This window comes from Microbacterium gubbeenense DSM 15944 (assembly GCF_000422745.1).
Lineage (GTDB): Bacteria > Actinomycetota > Actinomycetes > Actinomycetales > Microbacteriaceae > Microbacterium > Microbacterium gubbeenense.
In genome coordinates this window covers 14424-30348 of record NZ_AUGQ01000017.1, presented here as the reverse complement: position 1 = coordinate 30348, position 15925 = coordinate 14424, and the positions used below count along the sequence as shown (strand labels likewise).

The 15925-nt window shown below is 68.7% G+C and carries 16 protein-coding genes; 5 read left to right on the top strand and 11 right to left on the bottom strand.

The annotated features are described in order from the left end of the window. Positions 1-20 precede the first annotated feature (20 nt). Positions 21-1349 carry a bifunctional phosphopantothenoylcysteine decarboxylase/phosphopantothenate--cysteine ligase CoaBC gene (gene coaBC, locus G510_RS0110170; protein WP_029153551.1) on the bottom strand — a complete coding sequence of 443 codons (1329 nt, stop codon included), beginning with the start codon at positions 1347-1349 and terminating at the stop codon, positions 21-23. A 31-nt stretch (positions 1350-1380) separates the two neighbouring features. On the opposite strand from coaBC, the gene G510_RS16415 reads away from it, so the two are divergent. Genes G510_RS16415 through G510_RS0110160 form a run of 3 tightly spaced genes read left to right on the top strand, consistent with a single transcriptional unit; the run spans position 1381 to position 3213 of the window. After that, positions 1381-1902: an NRDE family protein gene (locus G510_RS16415; protein WP_245563301.1), complete on the top strand. Its 522-nt coding sequence runs from the start codon at positions 1381-1383 to the stop codon at positions 1900-1902. 36 nt (positions 1903-1938) lie between these two features. Then, entirely contained in the window at positions 1939-2112 is a 174-nt protein-coding gene (locus G510_RS18850) for a hypothetical protein (RefSeq protein ID WP_245563299.1), read from the top strand. Positions 2113-2172: 60 nt separating this feature from the next. Beyond that, positions 2173-3213 (top strand): NAD(P)-dependent alcohol dehydrogenase, encoded by a 1041-nt coding sequence (locus G510_RS0110160; RefSeq protein WP_029153550.1) that lies wholly within the window; start codon positions 2173-2175, stop codon positions 3211-3213. A gap of 5 nt (positions 3214-3218) precedes the next feature. Here the strand turns inward: G510_RS0110160 and G510_RS0110155 are convergent, their stop codons facing one another. Further along, on the bottom strand, positions 3219-3959 hold the full coding sequence (locus G510_RS0110155) for a lytic transglycosylase domain-containing protein (RefSeq protein ID WP_051216665.1): 741 nt from the start codon (positions 3957-3959) through the stop codon (positions 3219-3221). A gap of 163 nt (positions 3960-4122) precedes the next feature. Here G510_RS0110155 and G510_RS0110150 point away from each other — a divergent pair, with 163 nt between their 5' ends. After that, positions 4123-5523 (top strand): xylulokinase, encoded by a 1401-nt coding sequence (locus tag G510_RS0110150; protein WP_029153548.1) that lies wholly within the window; start codon positions 4123-4125, stop codon positions 5521-5523. Positions 5524-5529: 6 nt separating this feature from the next. Here G510_RS0110150 and G510_RS0110145 read toward each other — a convergent pair whose 3' ends face one another. From G510_RS0110145 to G510_RS0110130, 4 genes are all read right to left on the bottom strand, one after another. Next, the gene (locus G510_RS0110145; protein WP_051216664.1) at positions 5530-7035 is read right to left on the bottom strand and encodes a mannitol dehydrogenase family protein; all 1506 of its coding nucleotides are present in this window, start codon (positions 7033-7035) and stop codon (positions 5530-5532) included. After that, positions 7032-7874, bottom strand: coding sequence for a carbohydrate ABC transporter permease (locus tag G510_RS0110140; RefSeq protein WP_245563298.1), 843 nt, complete (start codon positions 7872-7874; stop codon positions 7032-7034). The genes G510_RS0110145 and G510_RS0110140 overlap by 4 nt, the downstream gene beginning before the upstream one ends. Continuing rightward, complete coding sequence (locus tag G510_RS0110135) at positions 7871-8815, bottom strand: carbohydrate ABC transporter permease (protein ID WP_029153545.1); 945 nt, start codon at positions 8813-8815, stop codon at positions 7871-7873. Before G510_RS0110135 ends, G510_RS0110140 begins: the two co-directional genes overlap by 4 nt. 73 nt (positions 8816-8888) lie before the next feature. Beyond that, a complete protein-coding gene (locus tag G510_RS0110130) occupies positions 8889-10262 on the bottom strand; it encodes an ABC transporter substrate-binding protein (RefSeq protein WP_211219180.1) in 1374 nt (457 codons plus the stop codon). 128 nt (positions 10263-10390) lie between these two features. Here G510_RS0110130 and G510_RS16410 point away from each other — a divergent pair, with 128 nt between their 5' ends. Next, positions 10391-11191 carry a DeoR/GlpR family DNA-binding transcription regulator gene (locus tag G510_RS16410; RefSeq protein WP_051216670.1) on the top strand — a complete coding sequence of 267 codons (801 nt, stop codon included), beginning with the start codon at positions 10391-10393 and terminating at the stop codon, positions 11189-11191. Positions 11192-11199: 8 nt separating this feature from the next. Here G510_RS16410 and G510_RS0110120 read toward each other — a convergent pair whose 3' ends face one another. From G510_RS0110120 to G510_RS0110100, 5 genes are all read right to left on the bottom strand, one after another. After that, positions 11200-12090: a carbohydrate ABC transporter permease gene (locus G510_RS0110120; RefSeq protein WP_029153543.1), complete on the bottom strand. Its 891-nt coding sequence runs from the start codon at positions 12088-12090 to the stop codon at positions 11200-11202. Next, complete coding sequence (locus tag G510_RS0110115; protein ID WP_029153542.1) at positions 12087-12989, bottom strand: carbohydrate ABC transporter permease; 903 nt, start codon at positions 12987-12989, stop codon at positions 12087-12089. The genes G510_RS0110120 and G510_RS0110115 overlap by 4 nt, the downstream gene beginning before the upstream one ends. A gap of 63 nt (positions 12990-13052) precedes the next feature. Further along, the gene (locus G510_RS0110110) at positions 13053-14330 is read right to left on the bottom strand and encodes an ABC transporter substrate-binding protein (protein WP_036322811.1); all 1278 of its coding nucleotides are present in this window, start codon (positions 14328-14330) and stop codon (positions 13053-13055) included. Positions 14331-14496: 166 nt separating this feature from the next. Then, on the bottom strand, positions 14497-15333 hold the full coding sequence (locus tag G510_RS0110105; RefSeq protein ID WP_029153540.1) for an aldo/keto reductase: 837 nt from the start codon (positions 15331-15333) through the stop codon (positions 14497-14499). A gap of 44 nt (positions 15334-15377) precedes the next feature. Next, complete coding sequence (locus G510_RS0110100; RefSeq protein ID WP_245563297.1) at positions 15378-15878, bottom strand: hypothetical protein; 501 nt, start codon at positions 15876-15878, stop codon at positions 15378-15380. Positions 15879-15925: the final 47 nt, after the last annotated feature.

Genomic DNA, 15925 nt, shown 5'->3' with positions numbered 1-15925 from the left:
ATCAGGCCATGGATCCGCGCTCAGCGCGCAAGGATCGCCGCGACGAGCGACTCGGCCGTCTCGCGCTTGCTGCCCGCGACGTCGGCGACGATCTCGTCGCGGTTGTTCACGATGAGCAGACGGTTGTCGTCGCGCTCGAAGCCGCGATCCCACCCGACCTCGTTCGCCGCGAGCAGGTCACAGCCTTTGCGCCGGCGCTTGCGGATCGCCCGCTCGGCGAGCGTCATCTCCCCCGGCGTCTCCGCCGCGAATCCGACGATCGTCTGACCCTCGCGCTTCGAGGCCGAGAGCCCGGCGAGGATATCGGCCGTCTCGACCAGCTCGAGCGTGAGCGGGCCGCTCGCATCCTCCTTGCGCATCTTCTCCTGGGCCACCTCGGCGAGCCGATAGTCGCTCACGGCCGCGGCCATCACGACGACGTCGGCGCCGTCGGCGAGATCGCGGGCCGCGTCCCCCATTTCCTGGGAGGTCCCGACAGCGACCACGCGAACCCGCCCCTCCGGTGACGCAAACGGACCTTCGTCGGCTAACGAGGATCCGCTTGCGTCACCGGAACCGGACGGCCCGGCGTTCCGGTGACGCGAACTGCTGTTCCCCGCGGCGGGAGGGTCCGTTTGCGTCACCGGAGCGAGCAGCGACGGATCCATGTTCGCCGCCACCAGCGTCACCTGCGCGCCAGCGCGTGCCGCGGCGAGCGCGACCTCCAGCCCCTGGCGGCCGCTCGAGCGGTTGCCGATGTAGCGCACTGGATCCAGCGGCTCGCGCGTTCCGCCCGCCGTCACCACCCAGTGCTGCCCGGCAGCTGAGCCGCGCACGGGATCCGCCGCCTGCAGCTCGCGGACGACGGCCGCGTGGATGTCGTCGGGTTCGACCATGCGCCCGGGGCCGCTGTCGCCGCCGGTCAGCTCACCGGCCACGGGCCCGATCATGTGCACGCCGCGCGAGATCAGGGTGTCGATGTTCGCCTGCGTCGCCGCGTGCTGCCACATCTCGGTGTGCATGGCGGGCGCGATCATGACCGGCGCCGTCGTCGCGAGCAGCGTCGTGCCGAGCAGGTCGTCGGCGAGGCCCGCGGCCATCTTCGCGATCGAGTTCGCGGTCGCCGGGGCGATGACGATGAGGTCCGCCTGCTGCCCGAGCGCGACGTGGCGCACCCGCGCGACGTCGTCGTGCACGCTCGTGGTGACGGTGTTGCGGCTGAGCGCCTCCCATGTCGGAAGCCCCACGAAGCGCAGCGCATCGTCGGTCGGGATCACGTGCACGTCGTGGCCGTCCTTGACGAGCAGCCGCACGAGCTGGGCGGTCTTGTAGGCCGCGATTCCACCGGTCACACCCACGACGATGAACATGTCCCCCATCTTGTCACTACGCTGGGGGTCGATGTGCACCGTGATCATCCGCATTCCGCATGGCGACGACGAGCCCGTGCAGCTGCTCGCCGTGCGCGATGAAGACCCCGGCCGCGCGTGGGATCCGCTCGGCGCGTGGTGGCCCGACCGGCCCGGCGTCGTGGGCGTGCGCGATCGCCGTTCGGGCGGCGCGTGGCTCGCGGCCGAGCCCGCAACGGGACGCCTCGCCGTCGTGCTGAACCGCGAGGGCGAGCCGGATCTGCCGGAGGACCGCATCCGCACGCGCGGCGCGCTGCCGCTCGACGCTCTCGCGCACAGGCCGCTCGACGGCCTCGAACGCATGCGCGGGTTCAACCTCGTGACGATCGCCGCAGGGTCCGCGGAGGTGACGTCGTGGACGGGATCCGTGCCCGTCGAGACGACGACCCTCGCGCCCGGCACGCACATGCTCGCGCACGACGACGTCGATGATCCGCGCACGGCGCGCATCATCGCGTGGCGCGAGGAGTTCGCGCGCGCGTCGTTCGACGAATGGCCCGCCCTGCTCGCCTAGACCGCTTCCGTCGGATCCGGCGACGACCGCGCGATCGTGCGCGACAACCGCGCGCACGGCTACCCGACACTCACGACGCTCGCGTGCGTCGCCGAGGTGTTCCGCGATCGCGCGGACGTGCGGTACGCCGCCCTCGATACCCCCGCCGAGATGCCGTCGGCGCTCGATTTTCGGGGCGCGACCGGCGCGGACACCCCGCGCGGCGCGTAGCGTTGTACCCGGCCGGATCTTCCCGGCCTGCACTCCCCTGACCATCCGACAGGAGACCCCATGCTCACCGTCAAGGCCTACGGCGCCACCTCTGCCACGGATCCACTCGTGCCCCTCGAGATCGACCGCCGCGACGTCGGCCCGAACGACGTCCTCATCGAGATCCGCTACGCGGGCATCTGCCACAGCGACATCCACACCGTGCGCGAGGAGTGGGGCCCGATCACGTTCCCGCAGGTAGTCGGGCACGAGATCGTCGGCGTCGTCGCCGAGATCGGATCCGCCGTCACGAAGCACGCCGTGGGCGACCGCGTCGGCGTCGGCTGCATGGTGAACTCCTGCGGTAAGTGCGACGAGTGCCTTGCAGGCGACGAGCACCTCTGCGAGAACGGCAACACCGGCACCTACAACTCGGTCGACGTCGACGGCACGATCACGCAGGGCGGATATTCGACCCACGTCGTCGTGAACGAAGACTTCGTGCTGCGCGTGCCGGAGGCGATTCCGTACGACAAGGCAGCTCCCCTGCTCTGCGCCGGAATCACGACGTATTCCCCGCTCGCGGCCTGGGGTGCCGGCCCGGGCAAGAAGGTCGCGGTCGTCGGCCTCGGCGGGCTCGGCCACATGGCCGTCAAGATCGCCGTCGCCATGGGCGCCGAGGTGACCGTGCTCTCGCGCACCCACGCGAAGAAGGACGATTCCCTCGCGTTCGGAGCCGTGCGCCACGTCGCGACCGCCGAGGAGGGCGTGCTCCGGTCGCTCAAGCGCACGTTCGACATCATCATCAACACGATCAGCGCGCCGTTCGACATCGACGCGTACCTGCGCACGCTGCGCCCGCACGGCGCGCTCGTGAACGTCGGCCTGCCGCCCGAGGCGCTGCCGATGCACGTCGGATCCCTCATCGGCGGACGCAAGGTGTTCGCCGGCTCGAACATCGGATCCATCAAGGAGACGCAGGAGATGCTCGACTTCTGCGCCGAGCACGGCATCGCCCCGGAGACCGAGCTGATCTCGGCCGACCAGATCAACGAGGCCTACGACCGCACGGTCTCAGGCGACGTGCGCTACCGCTTCGTGATCGACACCGAGACGCTGTAGCGGCGTCAGCCGACGGCGTCGGCGTAGCGGGCGGCGGCCGTGGCGACCCGCGTCTGGTAATCGAGGGTGTCGTTGTACGAGCGCACCGCACGGATCCAGGTCTCGTCAGTCTCGAGCGTGCCGTCGAGGCGGCACAGATAGCGGGCCGTCGTCGCGGCCGCGTCGTCGATGTTGTGCGGATCGGCGACGCCGTCGCCCGACACGTCGACGCCCCAGATGCGCCACGTCTCGGGGATGAACTGCAGGGGCCCGACGGCCCGGTCGTACTCGGCGTCGCCGTCGAAGGCCCCGCCGTCGGTGTCGCGGATCTCCATCGTCTTGTTCGTGCCGTCGAGCGGGATGCCGATGATGCCCGGGCGCGCGACGCCGTCGGCCTCGATGGATCCGCCCTGCAGCGCGCCGTGGTGGCTCTCGACCCAGCCGATTCCGGCGAGCGTGTTCCACCCCACTGTGCAGCCGTCGTTCTCCGCGCGCACTGAGGCCGCGACATACGCTGAGAGCGCACGGCGCGGGATCCCCGTCGCCTCGGCCGTCTGGTCGAGCCACGCCGAGTCGTTCGCGGGCGCGCTCGCGGGCGTCGCGACGGTCTCGATCGGCTCGGGCGTCGGCAGCAGGTCGTCCAGCTCGAACGACGGGCCCGACATCGAGTTGATCAGGGCGGTCACCCCGACAACGCCGAGCGCCCCGATTCCGCCCAGGAGCGCGAGGCCGCCGGCTACGATCCCGATCGTCCTCTTCGCGCTCATCCGCCCGATTATCCCCGCCGCACATGTGCCCCGGCCGGAGGTGCGCCCGGTGCTAACATAACGACACCCGTGCGCGCTGCGCCGACGGCTCCGCGTCGCCCGCGCTCGATCCCGTCCAGGAGAACACGATGGCCCCCGACACCGCTCCCCGACGATGGGGATCATGAGGCTCATCGCCGGGGTCGACTCGTCCACGCAGAGCTGCAAGGTCGTCATCTGCGACGCTTTGACCGGGCGCGTGGTGCGCATCGGGCGCGCGCCGCACCTGCCCGATTCCGAGGTGGATCCGGAGGTGTGGTGGCAGGCTCTCCAGGCCGCCCTCGACGACGCCGGCGGCATCGAGGATGTCCAGGCGATCAGCATCGCGGCACAGCAGCACGGGCTCATCGCGCTCGACGCCGAGGGGCGCGTCATCCGCCCCGCGCTGCTCTGGCACGATCTGCGCTCGAGCGGGGCGGCGGCCGACCTCGTCGACGAGATCGGCGCCGAGCAGTTCGCGCGCCGAACCGGCCTGGTACCGGTTGCGTCCTTCACGATCACGAAGCTGCGCTGGCTCGCCGACCACGAACCGGGCGCGGCGGCACGGATCGCGGCGATCGCGCTGCCGCACGATTGGCTCACGTGGCGCCTGAGGGGATATGGGCCGGCCGGGCGTTCGCCGCTCGGCCCCGTGCTCGACGAGCTCGTGACGGATCGGTCCGACGCGAGCGGCACGGCGTATTACGACGCCGTCCGAAACGAATACGACCGGGATCTGCTCGCCACCGCCCTGCGCCGCGATGCGGTCGGTATCGTCCTGCCGCGGGTGCTGGCGCCGGATGCATCGTTGACGCGATCCGATGGACTCGTCGTGGCCGCCGGGTGCGGCGACAACGCGGGCGCGGCCCTCGGCCTGGGCGCGGTCAACGGCGACGTGTGCGTCTCGATCGGCACGAGCGGCACCGTGTTCGCCATCACGGATACGGCCGTGCAGGACGCGTCGGGCACGGTCGCGGGCTTCGCGGACGCGGCCGGCGGCTTCCTCCCCCTCGTGACGACGCTCAACGCCGCGCGCGTGTTCGACCGCACCGCCGCCCTGCTCGGCGTCGACCACGCCGGGTTCGCCCGCCTCGCGCTGGAGGCCGAGCCGGGCGCCGAGGGGCTCGTGCTGCAGCCGTGGTTCGAGGGCGAGCGCACCCCGAACCGCCCCGATGCCACCGCGTCGCTGTTCGGGCTGACGCTCGACACGATGCGCCCCGAGAACATCGCCCGGGCGACGATCGAGGGCGTCCTGTGCGGGCTGGCGGCGGGCTTCGACGCGATCCGCGCGCACGGCGTCGACGCGCAGAGGCTGTTGTTCGTCGGCGGCGCCGCGCAGAACGACGCGGTGCAACGGATCGCCGCGCAGGTATTCGACGCGCAGGTGTCCGTGCCCGAGCCGCGCGAGTACGTCGCCCTCGGCGCGGCCCGGCAGGCCGCGACCGCGGTCGGCACCGAGGGGCGCTGGCCGCAGCCGATCGCCGTGGTGCACCCCGTCGACACCCGTGGGATCATCCGCGAGCAGTTCCGCGCGCGGCTGCCCTGACCCGCGTCAGCGCTCTGAGACGAGCCCGCGCACGGTCGCGAGAGCGCCGTGCTCGAACAACGACGCGAGCGCCTCGAGATACGCTGTGCGGAAGCGCTCGTCGTCGGCGAGGTCGCCGAAGAACGCCGGATTGCCGATGAACGCCACGGGGTTGTCGCGTTGCGTCTGCGCGAGCGCCGTGAGCTCGTCTGCGTACCGGTCGACGATGTGGATCGGCTCGCCCGCTTCGTCGATGCCCTCGGCGTACCGCGCCCAGCTGGCGACGATCGCGGCGGATCGGCGCACGTCGCCGCCCGCGGCGAGCCGCTCGCGCACGACGGGCAGCAGCCATTTCGGGATCCGGTCGCTCGACTCGGCGCAGAGCCGCGCGAGCGTGTCACGGATCGCGGGGTTCGCGAACCGTTCGATGAGCGTCGTCTTGTAAACGTCGAGGTCGACGCCCGGCACCGGGTGCAGCGTCGGGGTCGCCTCGAGGTCCATGTAGTCGCGCAGGAACGCCGCGATCGCGGGATCGTCGGTCGCCTCGTGCGCGTAGCGGTACCCCGCCAGATACCCGAAGTAGGCGAGGCCCTGGTGGCTCGCGTTCAGCAGCCGCAGCTTCATCAGCTCGTACGGCTCGACGTCGTCGACGAGCTGCACGCCCGCCTCGTCGTACGGCGGCCGCCCCGCGGGGAAGCGATCCTCGAGCGCCCACTGGAAGAACGGCTCGGCGACGACGGGCCACACGTCGATGATGCCGAACTCGTCCGCGACCAACTGGCGGTCCTCGTCCGTCGTGACGGGCGTGATCCGATCGACCATCGAGTTGGGGAAGGCCACGTTCTCGAGCACCCAGCGCCCGAGGTCCGGATCCCTGAGCGCCGCGAACGTCGAGAAGACGGCGCGCGCCTTGTCGCCGTTGCCCTGGATGTTGTCGCACGACATCACGGTGAACGGCTCGATGCCGCGTTCGCGGCGCCGCGCGATCGCCTCGACGACGAGCCCGAACACCGTCGACGGCGCGGCGCCGGCGGCGAGGTCGGCCTGCACGTCCGGCGCCGACGAGTCGAACTCCCCGGTCACCTGATCGAAGTTGTATCCGCCCTCTGTGATCGTGAGCGACACGATGCGCACGCCCGGATCAGCGAGCGCCTCGATCACGCGCTCCGGGTCGTCCGGCGCGAAAAGATAGTCGACGATGCTGCCGATGACGCGCGCGTCGAGCTGCCCGTCGGGGTGCTTGCGAACGAGCGTGTACAGCCCGTCCTGCGCCGCGAGCGCGTCGCGCATCGCGACGTCCCCGGGCAGGACGCCGACCCCGAGGATCCCCCACTCACGTGCGGATCCGCTCGCCAGCAGGTCGTCGATCACGACCGCCTGGTGCGCGCGGTGGAAGCCGCCGACGCCGAAGTGCACGATGCCGACGGAGACCTCGCTCCGGTCGTAGGTCGGCACCTCGACGCGGCCCGCCGCCGCGATGTCGCCGAGCGCTGCGCCCCGGAGCGGACGCGCCTGTGCGTTGTCGAAGGTCATTTGATCGCTCCCATCGCGAGCCCGCGCACGAGCTGCTTCTGTGCGATCCAGCCCGCCGCGACGACGGGGAGGATCGCGATCGTGGATGCCGCCGACAGCACGGCGAGGAACTGGCCTCGGCCGTCGACGAAGCTCGTCAGGAACGGCGGCGTGGTGCGCGCGACGTTCGCCGTGAGCAGGTTCGCGAGGAAGAACTCGTTCCACGCGAAGATGAAGCAGATGAGTCCGGCCGCGGCGACGCCCGGCATCACCATCGGCAGCACGACTCGGAACATCTCTGTACGCAGCCTCGCGCCGTCGAGCTGCGCCGCCTCGATGACCTCGCGCGGCACCTCCGCGAGGAACGAGCGCATCATCCAGACGGCGATCGGCAGGTTGATGCCGACGTACAGAATCGAGAGCGCGCTGATGTTGTCGAGCAGGCCGAGGGCCTGCAGCACCAGGTACACGGGGATGATCGACGCGGCGAGCGGCATGAACTTCGTCGAGATGAAGAAGAACAGCGCGTCGCGCACCTTGACGATCGGGCGAACGCTCAGGGCGTACGCCGCCGGGATCGCCAGCGCGAGCACGATGAGCGTCGATGTGACGCTCGCCGTGAGCGAGTTGATCAGGTACGGGATCATGTCGCGGCTGAAGACCTTCGAGAACTGCTCCGTCGTGAACTCGAAGATGAAGGTCGGCGGCGAGGTCGCCGCCACGTTCTCCGGCTTGAACGCCGTGAACACCATCCACGCGACGGGGAAGAAGAACACCAGCACGAGGATCCACGTGAGCGCCGTGACCAGCACGCCTCGGGTGCGCGCCGCCATCGGGCGACGTCGGGCGAAATCGCTCATCGCGTGATCCCTTCGGAGGAGAAGACTTTGAACAGGGTGCGCAGCGCGACGAGCGCGAACGCGATCGTGATGATCACCGTGATGACGCCGTACGCCGCCGCCTCGCCGACCTCGAGGCCGACGAACGCGCGCTCGTAGAGCAGGTACGACAGGGTCTTCGTTCCTCCCGTGCCGCGCGTCATGATGGCGATCGGATCGAACGCCTGCAGCAGCAGGATCGTCGCGAGGATCACGGCGATCTCGGTGTACTGCCGCAGGTGCGGCAGCGTGATGAGGGTGAAGGTGCGCACCGCGCCCGCGCCGTCGACGGCGGAGGCCTCGAGCACCTCGCGGCTCTGCGACTGCAGCCCCGCGAGCAGGATCAGCATCATGAACGGCGTGTACTGCCACGTCAGCACGATGATGATCGTCCAGATCGGCACGTCGGTGTTCCACGCGACGGGCGGCAGGCCGACGAGGCCGAGCACCCAGTTCGCGAGCCCCGAGGAGGCGTCGAGGATCGACCACTTCCAGATGAGGGCGGCCGCGGCCGGCATCACGAGGAACGGGGTGATCAGCAGCGTGCGTGCGACGCTCTGGCCGATGAACTTGCGGTCGAGCAGCACCGCGAACATCAGGCCGAGCAACAGGGACAGCAGAACGGATCCGCCGGTGATGAGGATCGTCGCCCACAGCGACGACGCGAACGCGCCGCCCCCGAACACCTTCGCGTAGTTGGCGAAGCCGACGAACGACACGTCGCCGGGGCGCAGGAGGTTCCAGCTCTGCAGCGAGTAGTAGATCGTCAGCAGGAACGGGATCTGCGTGAGCACGATCGCGGTGATCAGCGCGGGCCAGAGCAGGGCCCGCGGCACGCGCAATCGCGACCGGGTGCCGGCCGGAGCGCGACGTGGCGCCCGCTCGGCCCCGCGCACCTCGGGGAGGGTGGTGGTGACGGACATCGGTTCTCCTTCTCGGCGCCCCGGTCGCGCTCTGAGGCGGCGACCGGGGCGTTCAGCGGGGATGATCAGGCGGCTACTGCGTCTGCGCGTCGCCCGCCTCTTGTGCGAGCTTCTGCCCGCTCTCGAGCACGGAAGAGAGCTCGCTGCGTCCGGCGAACACGTCCGCGATCTGCTGGGAGATCTGATTGCCGACGTCCTGGAACTCGGGGATCGTGACGTACTGGATCCCGACCCAGGGCTGCGGCTCGAGGCCCGGCTGCTCCGGGTTGATCGACGTCATGATGTCGTACGTGATCGGCGCGAACGCTGCCGCGGCTTCCTTGTACTCGGGGATCTCGTACGTCGACTCGCGCGCACCCGGCGGCACCCGGGTCCAGCCGAGCTCCTCGCCGACGAGCTGGTGGTATTCCTCGCTGGTCGCCCACGAGACGAACTCGAGCGCCTCGTCGTAGTTCTCCGTGGTCTCCGGAATTGCAAGGTTCCACGCAAACAGCCAGCCCGACTCGTCGGTCTCGACGACGGGTGCGTGCGCGTAGCCGATCTTGCCCGCAACCGCCGAGGACTCGGTGTCCTCGAGCGTGCTGGCGCCCACCGTCGCATCGAGCCAGAACGCCGTCTTGCCCTGACTGAAGTCGTTGAGGCATTCGGTGAAGCCCGTCGAGACCGGATCCGCTTCGCCCGCGTCGTTCACGAGATCGATATAGAACTGCACCGCCTCGGAGAACTCGGGCGAATCGACCTGCGCGTTCCAGTCTGCGTCATACCAGTTGCCGCCGAAGGTCTGCACAACCGTCGTCAGCGGCGCGAACAGCTCGCCCCAGCCCGGCTTGCCGCGCAGGCAGATCCCGGTCACGTCGTCGGAGTCGACCTGGCGCGCCATGTCGGCGACTTCCTGCCAGGTCGGGTGCTCCGGCACCGTGAGACCGGCCGCGTCGAGAATCTCGGTGTTGTAGTAGAGCATCGATGACTCGCCGTAGAACGGAGCCGCGTACAGCGAATCGTCGACCGTCAGCGCGTCGCGCACCGGGCCGAACAGGTCGTCGATGTCGTACGACTCATCGGCCGCGAGGTCATCCGTCAGGTCGCGGAGCCATCCGTTCTGCGCCCAGATCGGCACCTCGTACGAGCCGACCGTGACGATGTCGTACTGGCCGCCCTTCGACGCGACGTCCTTCGTCACGGCATCACGCAGGTCGTTCTCCTCCATCTGGATGAAGTTGACCTTGATGCCCGGGTGCTCGTCCTCGAAGTGCGAGACCAGCTCCTCCATGTCTTTCATCTGCGGGTTGTTGACGGTGGCGAGCGTGAGCTCGACCGTGTCGCCTGATCCGCCGCCCGAGCCGCCCGCGCCGCTGCACGACGCGAGAACCATGGAAGCTCCCGCCGCGATGCCGACCGCTGCGACAACGCGGCGGCTGGTGCTTCCCATCCGAGTTGTGAACGTCATCATTTCCTTCTCTCGTTGTCCCACCGTTGTGAACACGCTCCTCACGATAGGGCACTGAAACGTTCAGGAGCATGGACGCTTCCTCGTCAATCGTGTACGTTTGGCGAACGTTCTACCGAGAGGATCCCGTGAACGAATCTCCCGAGGGCAAGGGCGGCACTCCTGCCGAGCGCCAGAGCAGGATCGTGGCGCTCACGCGCGAGCGCGGGGGCGTCAGCACTGCCGAGCTGGGGGAGATCCTCGAGCTGCCGGCCGCCGCACTGCGGCGCGACCTACGAAAGCTCGAGGCGGAGGGATCCATCCGACGCGGGTACGGCATGGTGTATCCGGTCGAGACCACGCGCTACGAGACCAGCCTCGCCCTGCGCGAAGCGAGCGATTCGGACGAACGCCGACGCATCGCGCGGGCGACTGCCGAGATCGTCGACGACTGGCTCGACGAGAATTCGACGCTGTTCATCGACGAGGGGCGCACCACGCTGCTCGCCGCGGCGCACCTCCGCCGCGACCGCCGGCTGACGATCGTGACCCCGTCGCTGCCGGCCGCCGTCGAGCTGGCGTCAACGGCCGACCACGAGATCCTGCTGCTCGGCGGCCGCGTCCGCGCGCGCACGCTCGGAACCGTCGACTATTGGGCCCGCGACATGCTGTCGGGGTTCGCGATCGACGTCGCGATGCTCGGCTCGAACGGCATCTCGCAGCAGCAGGGGCTCACGACGCCGGATCCGGCTGTCTCGGCGATCAAGTCGATGGCCGTGCGGGTCTCGCGCAAGCGCATCGTGGCCGCGGAGCACACGAAGTTCGGCGTGCACAGCTTCGCGCGGTTCGCGACCATGAGTGATATCGAGACGTTCGTCACCGGCGAGCGGCTGTCACCGTCGCTCGCGCGGTCGATCGTGCATCACGGCGCCGGCCTGCGGCTCGTGTGACGCTCGCCTCAGCCCTTCACGGATCCGGACATCAGGCCCCCGACGAAGTACTTGCCCAGCAGGATGTAGACGATCAGCGGCGGCATCGACGCCAGGAGCGCGCCCGCCATCGAGACGCCGTAGTTCTGCAGCATCGCACCGTTCGCGAGGTTGTTCAGGGCGAGGGTGACGGGCCCGTTCTGGCTCGAGGCGAAGAACACCGCGAAGAGGTAGTCGTTCCACGCGTTCGTGAACTGCCAGATGAGCACCACGACGAAGCTCGGGATCGAGATCGGCAGGATCACCGACCAGTACGTGCGCAGCATGCCGGCGCCGTCGACGCGGGCCGCCTCGACGAGCTCGTGCGGAACCGACGCGTAGTAGTTGCGGAAGATCAGTGTCGTGATGGGGATGCCGTAGACGACGTGCAACAAAATCAGCGACGGCACACCGCTCGGCACGCCCGCGCCGATCATGAGCTGCGTGAGCGGAATCATCACCGCCTGGTACGGGATGAACATCCCGAAGAGGATGCAGGCGAAGACGATGTTCGCACCGCGGAACGACCAGCGCGCCAGCACGAACCCGTTGAGGGATCCGAGCACGGACGAGATGATCGCCGCGGGGATGACCATCTGGAACGAGCGGAGGATGGCCGGCCACAGCGTCGCCCACGCCGTCTTCCAGTTGTCGAGCGTCCAGTCTTGCGGCAGCGCCCAGGCCCGGGTCGGCGCGGCGTCGCCCGGCGCCTTGAAACTGGTCACGAGCAGCACGTAGACGGGAATCAGGACGATGATCACGAAGAAGATCGCGATGACGTACCGAATCGTGCGCCAGGTCGCGCGGCTCGACGCCGCGCGCCCCACGGTGCTCGGGGGCGGAGCGGATCCGGATGTCGTGAGGAGGGCAGTGGTGCTCATCGCGTGTTCTCCTTCCGGTTCGTCCACCAGAGGTAGGGGATGATGACGACCGCCACGATGACGAGCAGGACCATTCCGACGGCAGCGGAGTTCGCGTAGTCGAAACTGCTCTTGAAGACGAACATGTCGACCGCCGGCACCTTCGTCTGATAGTTCGCTGCCTTCGAGATCGACATGATCAGGTCGAACGACTTCAGCGACATGTGCCCGATGATCACGAGGGCCGACAGGGCGATCGGCGCGAGCTGCGGGAACAGCACGTACCGATACAGCTGCCACTCGGACGCGCCGTCCATCCGGGCGGCCTCGCGCAGCTCGTCGGGAATGCCGCGGAACCCCGCGAGGAACAGCGCCATGACGTAGCCCGACAGCTGCCAGATCGCCGGGAGGGCGATCGCGACGATGCCGAACGTGATGTTGTTCCACCAGTTGTTCTGCAGCACATCGAGCCCGACCATCTGGAACAGCCGGTTCAGGCCCGAGGCGTTCTCGCCCTGGTTGCTGTTGAGCAGCCAGCGCCACACGACACCACTCGCCACGAACGACACCGCCATCGGGAACAGGTAGATCGCGCGGAACAGCCCCTCTCCCCGCGCGGGACGTTCGAGGATCCACGCCCACATGAACCCCATCACCATGGCGCCGACGAGGAACACCCCGGTGAACAACAGCAGGTTCAGGAGCGAATGCTGGAAGTCGTCGGTGGCGAGCAGCGCGACATAGTTGTCGAGACCGACGAACGCCGTCGGCTGCTGGCCTGTCGCCTGTGCCGCCGTGTGGTTATCGGTGATCGAGGTGGTGAAGTTCGCGGCGATGAGGCCATAGACGAAGACGCCCAGCACGATGAGCGACGGCGCGAGCAGCAGAATCGGCGGCCAGATCTTGCGGATGCCATTCATGCGATGGTCCTTCCTGCTCCGCGGCGCACCCGGGGCCGTTCGGCCCCGGGTGCGCCGAACGGGTCACTCGCCGACGGCCGCCGCGAGCTCTTCCTGGAACGTCGCGAGATCGCTCGCCCCCGTGGTGAACTTGCTCGTCGCGTCGGTCATCTTGTTCAGCGTCGCGACCGGCGTTGCCGCGCCGTGCGCGAGCGACGACACGATCGTGTCCTCCGCGAACGACGTGATCGCCGTCTGTTGGTACGCGCCGAACTCGCTCGTGTCCGCATCAGTGCGCGCGGGGATGGATCCCTTCGCCTGGTTGAACGCGGTCTGACCGTCGGCGGATCCGACCGTCTCCAGCCAGGCCTTGACGCCGTCGGGGTGCGGGGCGCCGACCGGCAGCGTGAAGCTGTCGGCGAGGAAGTCGAACACACCGTCGGTTCCAGGAACCGGGAAGTAGACGTAATCCGTCGGTGCCTCGAACCCGGCCTCCGCAAACGAAGCCTCCGCCCAGTCGCCCATGACGTTGAACGCCGCCTGACCATCGATGATCTGCTGCGTCGCGTCCGGCCAGTCGAGCCCATCACGGTCGGTGTTCGTGAAGCTCATGAGGGTCTCGAAGTGCTCGAGCGAGTCGGTCACGTCCGAGCCCGTCCAATCAGTGTCTCCCGTCCACAGCCCTTCGTACCCCTCGGCGCCGAGGTCGGCGAGGAGCACCGTCTCGAGCAGGTTCACCTGCGTCCACGTCGTGGCGACCGACAGCGGCGTCTTACCCGTCTCCTTCACGGCTTCCATCGCCTCGATCCAGTCGTCGATCGACGCGTACTCGGCCTCGGGGTCGAGTCCCGCTTCTTCGAGCACGCCCGGGTTCGCCCACACGACGTTCGCGCGGTGAATGTTCGCCGGCACGGAGTAGATCGCGCCGTCGACCGTGAGCCGGTCGAGGAGATCCTGCGGGAACGCCTCGGTCAGTCCGAACTCCTCGTACAGGTCAGAAACGTCCTCGACCTGCGCTGCGTCGATGTAGTCCTGCAGCTCGGCACCCGCGTGCGCCTGGAACGTGTCGGGCGGATCCCCCGCCTGCAGGCGCGACTGCAGCAGGTCCTTGGCCGCCGATCCCGCGCCGCCCGCGACGGCGCCATTGATGAATTCGACGTCAGGATTCTGCTCGTTGAAGACCTCGACGAGCGCGTCGAGGCCCGCCTTCTCCGTGCCCGCGGCCCACCAGGTGAATACCTCGACCTCGCCGCCGGGATCTCCGTCGGATCCGCCGCCGGAATCGCCGCCGGAGCAGCCAGCCAGTGCCATGCTCGCTGCCGCGATGCCCGCGGCCGCCGTCAGAATGCGCGTCCTTCTCATGATGTTCTCCGCCTTCGTCGCCGGAGTCCCGACCGCATAGCCGCGACCGGGACTCGATCGTCAATGACGATCTGCGGTGTCAGTCAATCCCCACGAACCGATGGTGTCCAACAAGACGGCACGGCGAGTCACGGATCGTGATAGATCCGTGACCGAGCGGGGGCGGTTACATCTCTTCGTGCGTGTCGGGGTCGCCGTCCCAGAGCCGGCCCCGTTCGAGAGCGGAGATGCGGTCGACATCTTCGGCCGAGAGCTCGAATCCGAACACATCCGCGTTCTCGTGCTGACGCTCGGGGCTCGCCGATTTCGGGATCGGGGTCGAGCCGAGCTGCACGTGCCAGCGCACGACGAGCTGGGTCGGCGTGACCTCATACTTCGCGGCAAGTTCGGGGATCAGCGGTTCGGCGAGCATCTCGCTGCGCCGAGCGAGCGGGCTCCAACTCTCGGTGCGGATCCCATGCTCCTGATGGAATGCGCGCAGCTCGGCCTGCGGGAAGTAGGGGTGCATCTCGACTTGGTTGACGGCGGGCGCGACGCCCGTCTCGGCGATGAGGCGCTCGAGCATCGGGATCGTGAAGTTCGAGACGCCGACCGAGCGCACGGCGCCGTCTTCGCGCAGTGCGATCAGACCGCGGAACGTGTCGACGTACTTGTCGACAGACGGGTTCGGCCAGTGGATCAGGTGCAGGCCAATCCGGTCGAGTCCGAGAGTGCGCAGCGACTCGCGCGTCGACGCGATCGCCTCGTCGTACCCGTGAGCGCGCCCGGGGATCTTCGAGGTGACGATGACCTCGTCCGGATCGACCCCGCTCGCACGCACTGCCTCGCCGACTTCCCGCTCGTTGCCGTAGTTCACGGCCGTGTCGACGACGCGGTATCCGCCGTCGATGGCGGCCCGGATCGACGCTGTCCCCTCCTCTTCGGTCAAACCGTATGTGCCGAAGCCCACCTCGTAGAACGCGTGGGAGTCGTTGAGGGTGATCTGTGGGATGTCAAGAGTCATGGGGCCATCCTCTCGCACACAAGTAGGTCGGCCGGCTCTGCGCCTTACAACCCGAACTGCGCAGCGAGGTCGTCGGTGGTCGTGTTCGCGCCCTCTTCGGGCGGGGCGACATCGGCAGAGTCAACGGTCCCGGATGCATCGTCGTGCGGCGATACGGTCATCCGTACGAACGCCTTCCGCACGCTCGGCTGCGTGAGATACGTACGGATGAGCGCCTCATGGATGCGTGTCAGCGCCCGTTCCGATTCCTCGCGCGAAGTCGACTTCACGCGGAGGACCCCGGAGATCGTTGTCCCGGAGCTGATGCCGTCCACGTACTGGACGGTGCCGTCGGCGTACTCGGGCAGTGCCTCGACAGCGCCCTGCAGCGCACGCTGCACGGCCTCCGGATCACTGCGCTCACCGGCACCGAGGATGCCACACCCAGCGAGCGCGAGCCCCAGTGTCGCGACGCCGCCCGCGAAGAGTACGCGGCGTGTGATTGCGGCGCTGACGCCGCGCACAGGTATATCGACTCGATCGACGAGCGCCATCTTCTCCCCCACAGGTGCCGCCTACGTTCCTGAGCACACGCTACCGCGCCCGCTCTCGG